13 protein-coding genes and 1 pseudogene are annotated in these 16,382 nt (G+C 54.0%); 7 read left to right on the top strand and 7 right to left on the bottom strand.

Translation table 11 applies throughout. The annotated features are described in order from the left end of the window. The first annotated feature begins 69 nt into the window (after nucleotides 1-69). On the top strand, nucleotides 70-1,026 hold the full coding sequence (fepB, locus tag FEK43_RS14290; protein WP_135406178.1) for a Fe2+-enterobactin ABC transporter substrate-binding protein: 957 nt from the start codon (nucleotides 70-72) through the stop codon (nucleotides 1,024-1,026). A gap of 3 nt (nucleotides 1,027-1,029) precedes the next feature. On the opposite strand, the gene entS is transcribed toward fepB, so the two are convergent. Continuing rightward, entirely contained in the window at nucleotides 1,030-2,280 is a 1,251-nt protein-coding gene (gene entS, locus FEK43_RS14285) for an enterobactin transporter EntS (protein WP_135406177.1), read from the bottom strand. A 110-nt stretch (nucleotides 2,281-2,390) separates the two neighbouring features. Here entS and fepD point away from each other — a divergent pair, with 110 nt between their 5' ends. Genes fepD through fepC form a run of 3 tightly spaced genes read left to right on the top strand, consistent with a single transcriptional unit; the run spans nucleotide 2,391 to nucleotide 5,196 of the window. Then, on the top strand, nucleotides 2,391-3,395 hold the full coding sequence (fepD, locus tag FEK43_RS14280) for a Fe(3+)-siderophore ABC transporter permease (RefSeq protein ID WP_130206427.1): 1,005 nt from the start codon (nucleotides 2,391-2,393) through the stop codon (nucleotides 3,393-3,395). After that, nucleotides 3,392-4,384 carry an iron-enterobactin ABC transporter permease gene (gene fepG, locus FEK43_RS14275; protein ID WP_130206425.1) on the top strand — a complete coding sequence of 331 codons (993 nt, stop codon included), beginning with the start codon at nucleotides 3,392-3,394 and terminating at the stop codon, nucleotides 4,382-4,384. Before fepD ends, fepG begins: the two co-directional genes overlap by 4 nt. Further along, nucleotides 4,381-5,196, top strand: coding sequence for an iron-enterobactin ABC transporter ATP-binding protein (gene fepC, locus FEK43_RS14270; RefSeq protein WP_130206423.1), 816 nt, complete (start codon nucleotides 4,381-4,383; stop codon nucleotides 5,194-5,196). Before fepG ends, fepC begins: the two co-directional genes overlap by 4 nt. Here fepC and wzz(fepE) read toward each other — a convergent pair. The 4 genes from wzz(fepE) to fes form a co-directional block, all read right to left on the bottom strand. Further along, nucleotides 5,193-6,326, bottom strand: coding sequence for an LPS O-antigen length regulator Wzz(fepE) (wzz(fepE), locus tag FEK43_RS14265; protein ID WP_130206421.1), 1,134 nt, complete (start codon nucleotides 6,324-6,326; stop codon nucleotides 5,193-5,195). The two genes, fepC and wzz(fepE), sit on opposite strands and share 4 nt — an antisense overlap. Nucleotides 6,327-6,542: 216 nt before the next feature. Continuing rightward, nucleotides 6,543-10,424 carry an enterobactin non-ribosomal peptide synthetase EntF gene (entF, locus tag FEK43_RS14260; RefSeq protein WP_135406176.1) on the bottom strand — a complete coding sequence of 1,294 codons (3,882 nt, stop codon included), beginning with the start codon at nucleotides 10,422-10,424 and terminating at the stop codon, nucleotides 6,543-6,545. Next, nucleotides 10,421-10,639 (bottom strand): enterobactin biosynthesis protein YbdZ, encoded by a 219-nt coding sequence (ybdZ, locus tag FEK43_RS14255; RefSeq protein ID WP_000885787.1) that lies wholly within the window; start codon nucleotides 10,637-10,639, stop codon nucleotides 10,421-10,423. Before ybdZ ends, entF begins: the two co-directional genes overlap by 4 nt. 2 nt (nucleotides 10,640-10,641) lie before the next feature. After that, complete coding sequence (gene fes, locus FEK43_RS14250; RefSeq protein ID WP_130206417.1) at nucleotides 10,642-11,844, bottom strand: enterochelin esterase; 1,203 nt, start codon at nucleotides 11,842-11,844, stop codon at nucleotides 10,642-10,644. 242 nt (nucleotides 11,845-12,086) lie between these two features. Here fes and fepA point away from each other — a divergent pair, with 242 nt between their 5' ends. Both fepA and entD read left to right on the top strand, forming a co-directional pair. Then, the gene (gene fepA / locus FEK43_RS14245) at nucleotides 12,087-14,327 is read left to right on the top strand and encodes a siderophore enterobactin receptor FepA (protein WP_130206415.1); all 2,241 of its coding nucleotides are present in this window, start codon (nucleotides 12,087-12,089) and stop codon (nucleotides 14,325-14,327) included. Between the two features lie 174 nt (nucleotides 14,328-14,501). Next, nucleotides 14,502-15,122, top strand: a complete 621-nt coding sequence (gene entD, locus FEK43_RS14240) for an enterobactin synthase subunit EntD (protein ID WP_130206413.1) — start codon at nucleotides 14,502-14,504, stop codon at nucleotides 15,120-15,122. 121 nt (nucleotides 15,123-15,243) lie between these two features. Here the strand turns inward: entD and hokE are convergent, their stop codons facing one another. Then, nucleotides 15,244-15,396, bottom strand: coding sequence for a type I toxin-antitoxin system toxin HokE (hokE, locus tag FEK43_RS14235; RefSeq protein ID WP_000956465.1), 153 nt, complete (start codon nucleotides 15,394-15,396; stop codon nucleotides 15,244-15,246). On the opposite strand from hokE, the pseudogene FEK43_RS23400 reads away from it, so the two are divergent. Continuing rightward, nucleotides 15,365-15,616: pseudogene (locus tag FEK43_RS23400) on the top strand (hypothetical protein); the annotation flags it as partial. The gene hokE and the pseudogene FEK43_RS23400 sit on opposite strands and share 32 nt — an antisense overlap. Before the next feature lie 4 nt (nucleotides 15,617-15,620). Here FEK43_RS23400 and FEK43_RS14225 read toward each other — a convergent pair. After that, entirely contained in the window at nucleotides 15,621-16,325 is a 705-nt protein-coding gene (locus FEK43_RS14225) for a GNAT family protein (protein WP_131161018.1), read from the bottom strand. Nucleotides 16,326-16,382: the final 57 nt, after the last annotated feature.

Raw genomic sequence — 16,382 nt, 5'->3', positions numbered from 1 at the left:
GGTTGCATCTGGTTGTCGTTACAATGAAAATGAGAAGCATTAACTTCATTAATAACAGGACGCTGATTTGTGAGACTCGCCCCGCTCTACCGCACCGCTCTTCTACTAACAGGCTTTTTACTTTCAGGAATATCCGCAGTGCAGGCCGCCGACTGGCCGCGTCAGGTGACTGACAGCCGCGGCACTCATATGCTGGAAAGCCAGCCACAGCGCATCGTCTCAACCAGCGTCACGCTGACGGGTTCGTTGCTGGCGATTGATGCCCCAGTGATTGCCAGTGGTGCAACTACGCCAAATAACCGCGTCGCGGATGACCAGGGCTTTTTACGCCAGTGGAGCGAGGTGGCGAAAGAACGCAAACTGCAGCGCCTCTATATCGGCGAACCGAGCGCCGAAGCCGTTGCCGCGCAAATGCCGGATCTGATTTTAATTAGCGCAACAGGCGGGGATTCGGCGCTGGCGCTGTACGATCAGCTTTCCACCATCGCCCCGACATTAATCATCAATTACGACGACAAAAGCTGGCAGTCGCTATTAACGCAGTTAGGCGAAATTACCGGGCATGAGAGACAAGCGGCAGAGCGGATTGCACAGTTTGATAAGCAACTGGCGGCGGCGAAAGCGCAGATCAAACTGCCGCCGCAGCCGGTTACCGCCATTGTTTATACTGCTGCCGCGCACAGCGCCAATCTCTGGACGCCGGAATCAGCACAAGGGCAGATGCTGGAACAACTCGGCTTTACGCTGGCGAAGTTGCCCGCAGGGTTAAACGCCAGCCAAAGCCAGGGCAAACGCCATGACATCATTCAGCTTGGTGGGGAAAATCTGGCGGCAGGGTTAAATGGCGAGTCACTATTCCTGTTCGCTGGTGATCAGAAAGATGCCGATGCAATTTATGCCAATCCGCTGCTCGCGCACCTGCCTGCAGTACAAAACAAGCAGGTTTATGCGCTGGGAACCGAGACGTTCCGACTGGATTACTACAGCGCCATGCAAGTGCTGGAACGACTTAAGGCGCTGTTTTAAGCATTAACTGTCGGACGCTGTCACCTGCGGCGGCGTCTGGCGAAAACGCCGCAACTCCACCAGCACCAGCAACAACAACACGCCGATAATCAACAAAGCAAAACCGCTCGCGCTTGCGGAAGCAACCGGTGTCATCATCGCTCCCAAACCGCCCAGCAGCGCCGCGCCTATGGCATCGCCCGTCACGTTCTGTGCCGTCCACAAACCGTTAATCCGCCCTAACATCGCTTCCGGCGTCTGTGTTTGCAGCATTGTATATTGCAGCAACGAACTGACCGCGCTCAGCCAGCCGAACAGCGCCAGACAAACCACGCCTAAAATCCACATCGGCATCAGGCCAAACAGACCAATGGCGAGGAACGATCCCAGCGTGGAGAGCAGCATCAATAACCCTGGTCGCGCACTATGTGCCAGCTTCCCGCTGGTTAACGCACCAATAGCCGCGCCGAACGGGATCGCCGCATAGAGAAAACCAATCTGTGCCGCCGACATCTGCCAGTTGGTAGCCAGCGCCGGATACAGTACTCGCACCGCGCTCGCCATCGTCAATAAACCACCCAGCAGCGCAATGCCGCCCACCAGCGGGCTGGCGAGCAGAAAACGAAATCCTGCCAGTAATGATTTCAACGGATGCTCACGCAGCTGCGGTGGCGGTGGCAACGCCGGAAGGCTTAACAACGGTAGCAAGGTAATAAACGTGCCCGCCGCCGCCAGCCCATAGTTCCAGGCTACACCGCCAGTCGCCAGCAGTAAGCCGCCAATCATAGGCGAAATCACCGATCCCAGCCGCACGGTCAACATGGTGATCGCCCCGGCCTGCATTAAATTTTCACGCCCTACCAGTGCAGGTGTCGCCGCCAGTAGCGCCGTAACGCCAAGTGACGCGAAAAAGCCATCCCATAATCCGAGTAAATAGATTGCCAGCAAAGACGGCTCCGGCAGCAGCGCGTTCAGGCACAGTCCAATGAAGCCAATGCCACAGGTGCCGCGCGCCAGCAGAATCACTTTTTTGCGCTCATAGCGATCCGCCAGCACGCCGCCGACCATCAAACCGACAAACATCGCGCCGCCGGTCAGCGTCACCGAAAGCCCCACCTGCCAGGTAGAATGCGTCATCATCTGGATCTGCACCGGCACCGCGACGCCGAGCAACCCCAGAGAAACAATAGAGATAAAACGAGCGAGGAATACTGCGCGAAACGCCGGGTGCGTTTTCAACAGGCTGAGGTTAAGCAGCCAGGATTGTTTATTCATTACAATGCCTTGCCATCAAATATTTTAAATACCTATTCTTAGGCTGCACATGCTAACATATCCAAATAAGATCGATAACGATAATTAATTTCATTATCATGGAAGTTCGTATGTCTGGTTCTGTTGCCGTGACACGCGCCATTGCCGTGCCCGGATTGCTGTTATTACTGATTATCGCGACGGCATTAAGCCTGCTCATTGGGGCAAAATCACTCCCCGCTTCCGTCGTGCTGGAGGCCCTCTCCGGCACCTGTCAGAGCGCCGACTGCACCATCGTCCTCGACGCGCGACTGCCGCGTACCCTTGCCGGTTTACTGGCAGGCAGTGCGCTTGGGCTTGCCGGGGCGTTAATGCAAACCCTCACCCGAAACCCACTTGCCGACCCCGGCTTGCTTGGCGTGAACGCCGGAGCCAGCTTTGCCATTGTGCTGGGTGCGGCGCTGTTTGGTTACTCATCCGCGCAGGAACAACTGGCGATGGCCTTCGCCGGGGCGCTGGTGGCCTCGTTGATTGTAGCCTTTACCGGCAGCCAGGGCGGCGGGCAATTAAGTCCGGTGCGTTTAACCCTGGCGGGCGTGGCGCTGGCGGCGGTACTGGAAGGACTGACCAGCGGCATCGCCCTGCTTAATCCTGACGTCTACGATCAACTGCGTTTCTGGCAAGCCGGTTCGCTGGATATTCGTAATCTACACACTTTAAAAGTGGTGCTGATCCCGGTGCTGATCGCCGGAGCAACTGCGCTATTACTGAGTCGCGCGCTGAACAGTTTAAGCCTTGGCAGTGACACCGCGACGGCGCTGGGCAGTCGCGTGGCGCGCACACAGTTGATTGGTCTGCTGGCGATTACCGTGCTTTGCGGTAGTGCGACGGCGGTAGTTGGCCCGATTGCCTTTATTGGCCTGATGATGCCGCATATGGCGCGTTGGCTGGTAGGTGCCGATCATCGCTGGTCGCTGCCCGTCACGCTACTCGCTACCCCTGCCCTGTTGCTGTTTGCCGATATCATCGGGCGTGTGATTGTGCCCGGCGAGCTGCGCGTTTCCGTGGTCAGTGCCTTTATTGGTGCTCCGGTGCTGATCTTCCTCGTGCGACGTAAAACACGAGGTGGCGCATGATTTACGTCTCTCGCCGATTAATCATCACCTGCTTACTGCTGATTACCGCCTGCGTGGTGGCGAGTGTCTGGGGATTACGCAGCGGTGCCGTCACGCTGGAAACCTCGCAGGTATTCGCCGCGCTGATGGGTGACGCACCGCGTAGTATGACGATGGTAGTCACCGAATGGCGTTTACCGCGCGTGCTGATGGCGCTGTTGATCGGCGCGGCGCTGGGCGTCAGCGGCGCGATTTTTCAGTCGCTGATGCGTAACCCACTCGGCAGCCCTGACGTAATGGGCTTTAACACCGGAGCGTGGAGCGGCGTGCTGGTGGCGATGGTGCTGTTTGGTCAGGATCTGACGGCTATCGCGCTGGCAGCAATGGCGGGCGGCATTGTCACCTCGCTGCTGGTCTGGCTGCTCGCCTGGCGTAACGGTATCGACACCTTTCGGTTAATTATTATCGGCATCGGCGTTCGCGCCATGCTGGTGGCCTTTAATACCTGGCTGTTGCTGAAAGCGTCTTTAGAAACGGCGCTAACAGCGGGTTTGTGGAATGCCGGATCGCTCAACGGCCTGACGTGGGCAAAAACCTCGCCTTCCGCGCCCATCATTATATTGATGCTCATTGCCGCCGCCTTACTGGTACGGCGAATGCGCTTGCTGGAGATGGGCGATGACACCGCCTGCGCGCTGGGCGTCAGTGTCGAACGTTCGCGTCTGTTAATGATGCTGGTGGCGGTGGTGCTTACCGCTGCGGCAACGGCGCTTGCCGGGCCGATTTCCTTTATTGCTCTAGTCGCGCCGCACATTGCCCGACGCATTAGCGGCACCGCTCGCTGGGGGCTGACCCAGGCGGCGCTGTGCGGGGCGTTGTTACTGCTGGCAGCAGATCTCTGCGCTCAACAACTGTTTATGCCGTATCAACTTCCGGTTGGTGTCGTTACCGTCAGCCTCGGCGGTATTTACCTTATCGTCTTGTTAATTCAGGAGTCTCGCAAAAAATGACCGAATCAGTAGCCCGTTTGCGCGGCGAACAGTTAACCCTCGGATATGGCAAATATACCGTTGCGGAAAATTTGACTGTAGAAATTCCTGATGGTCACTTCACGGCAATTATCGGGCCAAATGGCTGCGGTAAATCCACGTTACTGCGTACCCTAAGCCGCCTGATGACGCCTGCTCACGGGCATGTCTGGCTGGATGGCGAGCACATTCAACATTACGCCAGTAAAGAAGTTGCACGCCGGATTGGTCTACTGGCGCAAAATGCTACCACGCCGGGAGATATCACCGTGCAGGAGCTGGTAGCGCGGGGGCGTTACCCGCATCAACCGCTGTTTACCCGCTGGCGCAAAGAAGATGAAGAAGCGGTAACGAATGCGATGCAGGCCACGGGAATAACTCATCTGGCGGATCAAAGCGTGGATACCCTCTCCGGCGGACAACGCCAGCGGGCGTGGATCGCGATGGTGCTGGCCCAGGAAACGGCGATTATGCTGCTTGATGAACCAACGACCTGGCTGGATATCAGTCATCAAATTGATTTGCTGGAACTGCTAAGCGAACTGAACCGTGAGAAAGGCTATACCCTGGTGGCAGTGCTGCACGATCTTAATCAGGCCTGTCGTTACGCCAGCCATTTGATTGCATTGCGGGAAGGGAAAATTGTTGCTCAGGGAGCGCCGAAGGAGATTGTCACTGCTGAATTGATCGAGCGCATTTACGGTCTGCGCTGCATGATTATTGACGATCCGGTAGCCGGAACGCCGCTCGTGGTGCCGCTCGGAAGAACGGCACCTTCAACCGCAAAGATTTAAACTAAGTGGTCTGCCATCATGGCATCCTGTTTTCTGGATGCCATCGCATGGCGCAACAGCACGCCACCACAAGCCACCATACCGCCGATCAACGCGGAAAGGATCACAATAATCGCTTTGCCCGGACCGTCTTTTTTCACCGGCAAAGTCGGACGCAACTGATATTTAAACGGCGTAAAATCAACATCGTTGACATTTGCTTTTGTTAATTGTTCTACAAGATACTGACGATTACGTAATTCACCATTCAGTTCCGCAACATCGGTGACCGCTTTTTCAATTTCCAGTTTGCGTTCAATACCGTCTGCGCCGAGAGAAATAGAAAAATCAGGGTCATCTTTTACTGCCTGACCATTACTGTAAACAGGTTTTTTAATGCCTGCTGCATTAGCAATATCGAGTGAATAATTGAGCCGCTGAATGTTTGCATCAAGTTGGTTTTTCGTTTTAATGCGATCCTGCGCCAGCTTTTCTTTTTCAAACTGGGTTCTGATTTCCAGCTTATTACGCACATTTTCTAGCGACTCTTTCACCACCAACGCAGAGATATAATCGATATACCCGGCCAACACTTTCTGTGCCTCTTCACTGGTGGGTGCGGTGAAACTTAGCGTCCAGGAGGTATACAATGACGGTTCATCTTTTTTCTTACTGGCATTGTCATCCACCGCTTTCATTTTTTCGCTCAATGCGACAATTGCGCGATGCAAATCTAGTTCGTCGATTTTCGCCTCTTTCAATTGGTCCATCACATAAGGTGATGAACGCAAGTATTCTTCCAGCAAGCTAACAGACTGAAACTTCTTGATAAACAGGTTAAATGCTTCTGTACGATCAATTTTGATATCCAGATCCAGTACCCGAAGGTTAGTAAATGTTTTCTCCAGATCTTGCCATTGCACAGGTTCTGCCGGCGTTATAACCGCCGCACTGGTCCACTTTTGCGGTAGGATAAATGACACCAGCAACCCGATACAGGCAAAGGCAAAAACGACAGCCATGATCTGTTTTTTTGCGTGCCATAAAACTTCGATAAGATTAAGTAAATCAATTTCATTATTACCGGCTGGCGCCAGATGATAATCGGGAAAATGCGAGTCGCTTTCCTGCTTAATATTCAGTGTTGACATACGGTATAACCTGAAAATGAGTCCAATGAGGGTAAATTTCCACGGCGCACACTTTACCAGTTGGTGAGAATTATCCGAAGCTGAACTTTGTAAATTCCACGCAGCAAACGCAATGTTTGGCGCATTTTCAGACAAACCACTCAGTAAATATTAATACGATAAATAACAAAATCCATAATTATTTATCGTAATTATGGATTCGCATTTAAGATAAAGTTATTTATTTAGCGCGGCACGAATAATTGGTCCAATTTTTTCAAATGCGATTGGAGAAATAATATCCACATGCGCGCAATCCTGGCGATAAATATCCAGCTTTGCTATCCACGGCGACCAGGCGCGTTCGGGGCTCATACCTTCCTGAAGTGTACGCTCCGCAACAAACAGCGTCGCTTTGCCATCAAACGGTTCACTATGGGCGGTGGTTAATAGCCGCACTGCATCGGCATAATTGCCTTCAATGGTGGTAAACAACTCTGTCGACGCCGTTCCCTGCTGGGCTGCCAGAAAGGCCTCGCGCTCGCGGTTAATCTCCGCCAGCACTTCCGAGTCCAGACCATTGGCTTCTTTTTCCTGCCAGTTTTGCGTTTCTGGCGGCCAGGTATCCAGCAAGCCAAGAAATGCCACCTGTTCGCCACGGGCACGCAGCCGCGCCGCAATGCCCTGCGCCAGCGTACCGCCCAGCGAATACCCCAGCAGGTAATAAGGACCGTGCGGTTGTTGCTCAAGTAACGTTGCCAGATGCGCTTCGCAGACTTCATCCAGATTTGCCGCCGTCTGCATGGGTCCATAAGGGCGCGGCGACTGAATACCGATAATCGACCACTGTGGATCGAGATAACGCGAGAGCACGCTAAACTGCCAGGCAAAACCGGACGCCGGATGGAAACAAAACAGCATCGGGCCATTACCTTCACGCAACGGCAGAATGGTTTCGAATCCCATACGCCGGGAGCTGTCTTCTTCACCATCAATAATCGTTGCCAGTTTGGCGACGGTTGACGCGACCATCACCTGCCCCGGCGTCACCTGGCGGGCAAACTGTCGGCTTAACTGCGCTGCCAGTTTCATTGCCAGTAGTGAATGACCGCCAAGCGCAAAGAAATCAGCATCGGCATCCTGCACGTCACAACCCAGCAACGACGCGAATGCCGCGGCGATAATCGTTTCACTGCCCGCTTTCGGCGCACGCCCCGGCGCTTGTGCCTTCAGTTCAGGCAACGGTAAGGCTTTGCGATCCAGTTTGCCATTGGCGCTAAGTGGTAACTGTGGAAGTTGCAGCAGAACCACGGGCACCATATGCGGTGGCAATGTTTCGCGAAGCTGCGCCTGCAATGCGCTGGTATCCAGCGGCAGGCCTGATTGCGACACCAGATAGCCCACCAGTTGACGCGCATCACCACCAGTGGCTGCCGCCTGGTTAATTACACAGGCATGAGTAACAGCCTGTTCGACATCCGGCAGCGCCTGCATCACGCGGTCGATTTCGCCCAGTTCGATACGCTGCCCGCGAATTTTTAGCTGATCGTCACTGCGCCCGAGGTACTCCACCGCGCCGTTATCCAGCCAGCGGGCAACGTCTCCAGTACGGTACATCCGTTCACCTGGGGCAAAAGGATCGGCAATAAAGCGGCTGGCGGTCAGATCGGGTCGTCCAAGATACCCCTGCGCCAGTTGAATGCCGGTGAGATAGAGATCTCCCGCCACACCCGGCGGCACCGGATGCATCATCGCATCGAGAATGCGCAGGCCCGTGTTCCACACCGGATAACCAATCGGCACGCTGCTGCCGCGCACCTGTGCCAGTTCTTCGCCAAAAGCCGGATACCAGCTGACATCTACCGCCGCTTCCGTCGGGCCATACAGATTATGTAACGGCGCACCGGTTAACTGCTGCCATTCGCGGCATAAATCGGCCGGTAAGGCTTCACCGCTACAGAAAACCTGTTTCAACGTCGCGCAACTTTGGCGAGCGGTTTGTGGTGTCAGCGAAGCAACAAACGCCGCCAGCATCGACGGCACAAAGTGCGTGGTCGTTACGCCATATTCGGCAAAGAATTGCTGCATAGCGAGCGGGTCGCGGTGCGCTTCCGGTTCAGCCATCACCAGTTTCGTCCCGGCAATAAACGGCCAGAAAAACTCCCACACCGAGACATCAAAACTGCACGGCGTTTTTTGGGCAACGACATCTTCGCCCGTGAGCGGGTAATGATTTTGCATCCAAAGCAGGCGGTTAACGATAGCCGTCTGCCCGACCATTACCCCTTTTGGCCTGCCGGTGGAGCCAGAGGTAAAGATGATATAAGCCGTGTGATGCGGTTGTGAAAGTTGCAGCGGCGCACTGCCCTGTGCGGTAAGCGGGGCGTTATAGCAAAGGCTGGTTAAATCAGGAACATCGGCAAAGCGCGGCAGTTGATCGTCGGTGGTGATTAACAGTGACGGACGCGCATCTTCCAGCATCATCTTCAGGCGATCGTCCGGATAGCCGGTATCCAGCGGTAACCAGGCCGCACCTGCTTCAACAATCGCATGTAGCGCCAGGGTCAAAAAGACCGAGCGCGGTAGTGCCACCGCCACGCTGTCCCCTGGTTTAACGCCGCGCTCACGCAGCAGATTCGCCAGCGCCACCACCTGCTCGCGCATTTCCCGATAGCTAAACTGGTAACGCGCATCTGCCAGCGCCGGAGCATCCGGTGTTTTTGCCGCTTGTTCTGCCACCAGCGCGCTAAGCGTGGTTTCTGGAATCTCAACCTGAGTGGCGTTGATCTGCGCCAACTGCGCATACTCACCTGGCAGCATAATATCGACATCGCCGCACAACAGCGCCGGATCCGCGGCGAACTGGGCGATCAGCATTTTCAGGCGTTCAGCATGCTGGATTAACGTTGGCTCAGCGTAACGCTGTTTATTGGCGAGGATCTCAATACTCAAATCACCGTGTTCATCCAGGAACAGGGCCAGCTCAAGGTCATTAACCGGACCGGTTGCCAGGGTATGGGTTTGCGCCTGTACACCAGGAATATCCAGCTGGTAATCAAATACCTTGATATTGAGTACCGGACCGAACAACGGTTCCTCTCCCACCGCGCGTCCGCTGTCACGGACAATCTGTTCTGCATCGTAACGTTGATGGCGACGCATTTTTTTCAGTTGAGCCGCCAGTCGGGTTGCCAGTTCCGGCAGCGTTTCTTGCGCCGCAATGTGAATACCCAACGGCAAAACGTTGAGCACGGGTCCGGTCGCCGTCAACGCTGCCGATCCCAGGCGGCGCATAAAGATAAATCCGGCGGCGTAGTCCATGCGGTTGCACAATCGCCCCAGCCACAAAGCCGCCAGCGCAAGGGCTAAATCGGTACGCTGCACACCTGAAAGTTGCGTAGCCAGCTGGCGGAATTCCCCGTCGGTAAATTCCAGTTTCAGGCGTAAAATATCTGCCGAAGCGCTGCGCCCCGGTAAAGGTGCCGGAGAAAGTGACGCGGGCGGCGGCAGTTGACGACGCTGTTCCGCCCAGAATGCCGCATCACGCTGCCAGGCCTCGCTTTCACGGTATTGCTGGTACTCTTCCACCACATCAGCGAAAGGCGTAAACGGCGAAGCAGGCGTTGGTTCGCCACGCAGCCATGCGCGGTAAATGTTGGCGATCTGGCGGGTAATGGCCGGGAAACTGAAGCCATCGACCAGCAAATGGTGATAACGCTGATACCAGTACCAGCGGTTATACGCCACCTGTATCAGCTGATGAAAGACCAGTGGTTTACCGCTATCGACGCGCAGATTTTGTTGCAAATCTGCCTGCATTAATGCCTGCGCAGTACCGTGCGGATCAATGTTGGTTCTCAGGTCGATAATTTCTGGCAGTTCGAACGTCAGCGCATCATCGACCCACTGCCAGACTTCGCCGTTATCTTCCGTAAAACGCATCCGCAACGTATCTGCTTGCGCTAATCCGGCAACCACCGCGCGGGCCAGTAATGACGCATCAACCTCTCCGGTTAACTCAACGTAATGCGCCACGCTCCAGGCGGAGGGTAAATCCGACAGTTTTTCTGCCATCCAGATGCCGGGCTGTGCAGCGACCAAAGGTAAATGCTGGCTCATTGCGCCTCCTGCAACTGGGTGAAATTCGCCGGTGTCAGAGTACGCCAGTGGGCTTCCAGCCACTGCTGGCAGGACGCCTGTGACTGCGGCTGACACACAACGTCCCAGCCTGCCGGTAACGCGCATTGTTGCGGCCACAGACTGAATTGCCCCTGCGCATTGCGCAAAATGTAAAACGCTCCCTGTGGATCATCGAAGGGATTACTGAATGCCATATTCAACTCCTGTCATGGAAAAGCGGTTGCCAGAGGTCGATTAGCCCCTGCATCAAGCCACCGCGCCAACAAAGCGCATCATGTCCGCCGTCAACCTGACGCCAGAAAATGGATTCTTTTATGGGGTGTAATTGCGCATACAGCGCCTGATTGGCCCGCATGATCATCGGCTCGCGAATACCCGCTTCCAGCACAATGCGCAGACCTTCGGCGCTAACTTCACCAGCTTTTAGCTGTTCAAGTAACACGCCCTCTTGCTGCCCGCCCCGATGCGGCCACCAGTACGATCCTGACTGGCTTAATACACAACCAAAGCGTTCAGGCCAGTGCAGTCCGGCATACAGCGCGGAAAGCCCACCAAAACTTTGCCCGGCGACCACGGTGCAATCGGCACGATCGCTAAAAGGGGCAATAGCTTTCACCAGGGGTAATAACTCTTGCTGTACTGCCAGCCAGAAATCGGCATTACACGGCAGTTCGTGGGCGCGGTGCGTGGTGTCGATAGCGTCGATCAACACATACACGGCGGGAGGAAGTTGCTGACGATGGGTCAGCGAAGTCAGCGCAGGCCAGACAGGCATACTTTGCGCCCAAAATTCGCCATCAAGCAAAACTGCCAGCGGACGTTCTCCTGCTGTTACATCTCCGGTGGTAAAAATCCATACACGGCGTGAATTTTTCAACCGTTCACTTTTCCAGATAATTTCTTTGGCAGGTATTTCTGGCGCTTGCGGACAATCCCAACCAGGTTGCAGAGGCGCTTGCGGCATTTCGAGTGCAGAGACAGCGTGCCCTCGACCGCCTTTCCAGCTTTGTGGATTCAGCGGATCGGCTATCGCCTGGGGTAATAGTTTTCGCCAGCCTTCACGCAATTCGAGGCGATCGGGGGATGGTGCAGAAAAAATGTCATCGCGTTCGCTGGGAACAAAACAGTAGCTGCCGCGCCATTCGGCATTGAGTTGTGTCGTCCACAGCCAGACATCGGTACCTGCAATTCGCTGCATCGACTGGGGGCGGCTATTTTGATGGTGATCGGTGACGCCAGTGATGTAGACCCATACGCGCTTTATCGTCGAGTAGTCTTCAGAACCTTGTGGATCACGCCACCAGAAAGTGACCTCAAACATTTCGTCATTAAGACGCTGCCATTCAGGGCCATGTTTCGACTGCCACCAGCTATCACTTCCCACCTTTAACGCCGCCACATCATAACCTTATGTTTATTGTGAATTTTTTCATTGATCGCAGAAATATATTGATAATATTATTGATAACTATTTGCATTTGCAATAGCGTAATGGCGCGCCGTGGGAAGCGCGGACATTTATTAACCAACTGCACTGCGTGTCTTTCAGGATCAAAGGTTTTCGCGGTAGCGGGATGCGTCGTGTTGATGACGACCATGCCCGACAGTTGCAATTCGTGGCAAAAATGCAGGAATAAAACAATGAACAAGAAGATTCATTCCCTGGCCTTGTTGGTCAATCTGGGGATTTATGGGGTAGCACAGGCACAAGAGCCAACCGATACTCCTGTTTCACATGACGATACCATTGTCGTTACCGCCGCCGAGCAGAACTTGCAAGCGCCTGGCGTTTCTACCATCACCGCAGATGAAATCCGCAAAAACCCCGTTGCCCGCGATGTGTCGGAAATCATCCGTACCATGCCAGGCGTTAACCTGACCGGCAACTCCACCAGTGGTCAACGTGGTAATAACCGCCAGATTGATATTCGCGGCATGGGGCCGGAAAACACGCTGATTTTGATTGACGGCAAGCCGGTCAGCAGCCGCAACTCAGTACGTCAGGGCTGGCGCGGCGAGCGCGATACCCGTGGTGATACCTCCTGGGTGCCGCCTGAAATGATTGAACGTATTGAAGTTCTGCGTGGTCCGGCAGCTGCGCGTTATGGTAACGGCGCTGCGGGCGGCGTGGTTAACATCATTACCAAAAAAGGCAGCGGTGAGTGGCATGGCTCCTGGGATGCTTATTTCAACGCCCCAGAACATAAAGAGGAAGGTGCCACCAAACGTACCAACTTCAGCCTGACCGGTCCGCTGGGAGATGAATTCAGCTTCCGTCTATATGGCAACCTCGACAAAACCCAGGCCGACGCGTGGGATATTAACCAGGGGCATCAGTCCGCGCGTGCCGGTACATATGCGGATACGCTGCCCGCCGGGCGCGAAGGGGTGATCAACAAGGATATTAATGGCGTAGTTCGCTGGGACTTCGCGCCTCTGCAATCACTCGAACTGGAAGCAGGCTACAGCCGCCAGGGCAACCTGTATGCGGGCGACACACAGAACACCAACTCCGATTCCTATACCCGCTCAAAATATGGCGATGAAACTAACCGCTTGTATCGCCAGAACTACTCACTGACCTGGAACGGCGGCTGGGATAACGGTGTGACCACCAGCAACTGGGTACAGTACGAACACACGCGTAACTCGCGTATTCCGGAAGGTCTGGCGGGCGGCACCGAAGGGAAATTTAACGAAAAAGCGACACAGGATTTCGTCGATATCGATCTTGATGACGTGATGTTGCACAGCGAAGTTAACCTGCCGATTGATTTTCTCGTTAACCAGACGTTGACGCTGGGTACGGAGTGGAATCAGCAGCGGATGAAGGACTTAAGTTCCAACACCCAGGCGCTGACCGGAACGAATACCGGTGGTGCTATTGATGGCGTGAGCGCCACCGACCGTAGCCCATATTCAAAAGCAGAAATTTTCTCGTTGTTTGCCGAAAACAACATGGAGCTGACTGACAGCACCATCGTAACGCCAGGGCTGCGTTTCGATCATCACAGCATTGTTGGCGATAACTGGAGCCCGGCGCTGAACATATCGCAAGGTTTAGGCGATGACTTCACGCTGAAAATGGGCATTGCCCGCGCCTATAAAGCGCCGAGCCTGTACCAGACCAACCCGAACTACATTCTCTACAGTAAAGGTCAGGGCTGTTACGCCAGCGCGGGCGGCTGCTATCTGCAGGGGAACGATGACCTGAAAGCGGAAACCAGTATCAACAAAGAGATTGGTCTGGAGTTCAAACGCGACGGCTGGCTGGCGGGTGTGACCTGGTTCCGTAACGATTATCGCAATAAGATTGAAGCGGGCTATGTGGCTGTAGGGCAAAATGCGGCTGGCACCGATCTCTACCAGTGGGATAACGTGCCGAAAGCGGTGGTTGAAGGTCTGGAAGGATCGTTAAACGTACCGGTTAGCGAAACGGTGATGTGGACCAATAACATCACTTATATGCTGAAGAGTGAAAACAAAACCACGGGCGACCGTTTGTCGATCATCCCGGAATATACGTTGAACTCAACGCTGAGCTGGCAGGCACGGGAAGATTTGTCGATGCAAACGACCTTCACCTGGTACGGCAAACAGCAGCCGAAGAAGTACAACTATAAAGGTCAGCCAGCGGTTGGACCGGAAACCAAAGAAATCAGTCCATACAGCATTGTTGGCCTGAGCGCGACCTGGGATGTGACCAAGAATGTCAGTCTGACCGGCGGCGTGGACAACCTGTTCGACAAACGTTTGTGGCGTGCGGGTAATGCCCAGACCACGGGCGATCTGGCAGGAGCCAACTATATCGCAGGTGCCGGGGCGTATACCTATAACGAGCCGGGACGTACGTGGTATATGAGCATTAATACTCACTTCTGAAGCTAACGTCAGATTGTTGACAAAGTGCGCGTAGTTCATGCCGGATGCGGCGTGAACGCCTTATCCGGCCTACAAAAATCTTGCCAATTCAATATATTGCAGGACCACGTAGGCCTGATAAGCGTAGCGCATCAGGCAGTTTTGCGTTTGTCATCATTCTCTAATATGGTTGACATGAAAACTACGCATACCTCCCTCCCCTTTGCAGGACATACGCTGCATTTTGTTGAGTTTGATCCGGCGAGTTTTCGCGAGCAGGATTTACTCTGGCTGCCGCACTACGCACAACTTCAACACGCTGGACGTAAACGTAAAACAGAGCATTTAGCCGGGCGGATCGCTGCAATTTATGCGCTGCGGGAATATGGCTATAAATGTGTGCCTGCAATCGGCGAGCTACGCCAACCTGTGTGGCCTGCGGGGGTATACGGCAGCATTAGTCACTGTGGGACTACGGCATTAGCCGTGGTTTCCCGTCAACCGATTGGCATTGATATTGAAGAGATTTTCTCTGCACAAACCGCAAGAGAATTGACAGACAACATTATTACACCAGCGGAACACAAGCGACTTGCAGACTGCGGTTTAGCCTTTCCTCTGGCGCTGACACTGGCATTTTCCGCCAAAGAGAGTGCATTTAAGGCAAACAAGATACAGGCCGCTCCAGGCTTTCTGGATTATCAGATAATTAGCTGGAATAAACAGCGGATCATCATTCGACGAGAGGATGAGCAGTTTGCTGTGCACTGGCAGCTTAAACAAAAGATAGTCATAACGCTGTGCCAACACGATTAATTGACAACATCTGGTACGGTTCGCCCGCAGCCATCACTGACCGCGGGCGAAAGTGTAAAGCAGGTGCCTTACCATCCTGACCTGACAACCGGATATGCGGGGATTGCTCCCCGCACAACGGCTACTTCTTCGGTTCGTAAGCGAGAACAGCCTTAAACTCAATATTACGTTCCTTTACGGTGAACTCACACAGCGAGTCTCCGACCAGAAGCGTAAATCCCAGCACTGTTAAGCACAGCACTATGACTGCCACAAGGGCATATTTCGTCAGCATGTTTATATTGCCTCCATGCGAAGAAGGGACTACCATCCAAATTGTTCAGGTTTGGGTAGGTAGCCCCAGGGTTGATAGAAATATCGTCCTGGGGCTTCATCTTTCCAGACCTCAGAGTAAACCTGAAACCGGAAAGCTTCAGGCACCCGCCGTTATCTTACCCTTCCTTAGCAAAATAACTGTTTATTTATACAGTAAATCCTGTTTCGGACTTCTGTCATTCATTATCCGATCCGCAACTGGGCCAGGCTTTTTTTCTGCCCTCCCAGCTCGTCAAAATTCTCCTCCGCCAGCCAGCTCTGCAGCACCTTGCCACATTGCGGCCATTCGCTATCAATAATCGATAACCAGTCGCTGTCACGGTTACGCCCTTTGCGCACGATTTTCTGCCGGAAACGACCTTCAAAAACAAAACCTAAACGTTCAGCAGCGCGGCGTGATGCCAGATTAAGCGAATCACATTTCCACTCCACGCGCCGATAATTATGAGCAAACGCGCATTGCAAAAGTAACCAGATCGCTTCTGTACCGAGCACGCTATTTTTCATTCGCGGAGACCAGGTAACATGGCCGATTTCAACCGAACCATGTTCGCGTTCGATTGCCATAAAACAGACCAGCCCAACGGCCCGCGCAGAACGATTATCAACCACGGCAAAGGGCACCAGTGAAAGATCATTCACTTTGCCAGCAATCCATGACTCGGTAGCAGCAACACTTGCCGGACGACTGCTGGCAAGCCACGTCCAGTCACGTTCGTCTGGCGCCTGAGCATATGCATCAAACAGATCGCCTGCGTGACGTTGCGCGTCTAGAGGCTCCAGTCGACACCATTGTCCTTCCAGTAAATGACGCGGTAAAACCGCTGCACCTTGCCAGTCCGGCAGCGCATCGCCGACCGTCTGTCCATATTGATTAATTTCCGGCACGACCTTCCCCTTTTGCTGATGTTTTAAACTGTTATATCAGTTCGCAATCATAACAAG

This window comes from Escherichia sp. E2562 (genome assembly GCF_005781075.1).
Lineage (GTDB): Bacteria > Pseudomonadota > Gammaproteobacteria > Enterobacterales > Enterobacteriaceae > Escherichia.
The sequence above is the reverse complement of the archived record's forward strand: the minus strand, read 5'-3'. Positions and strand labels throughout refer to the sequence as shown.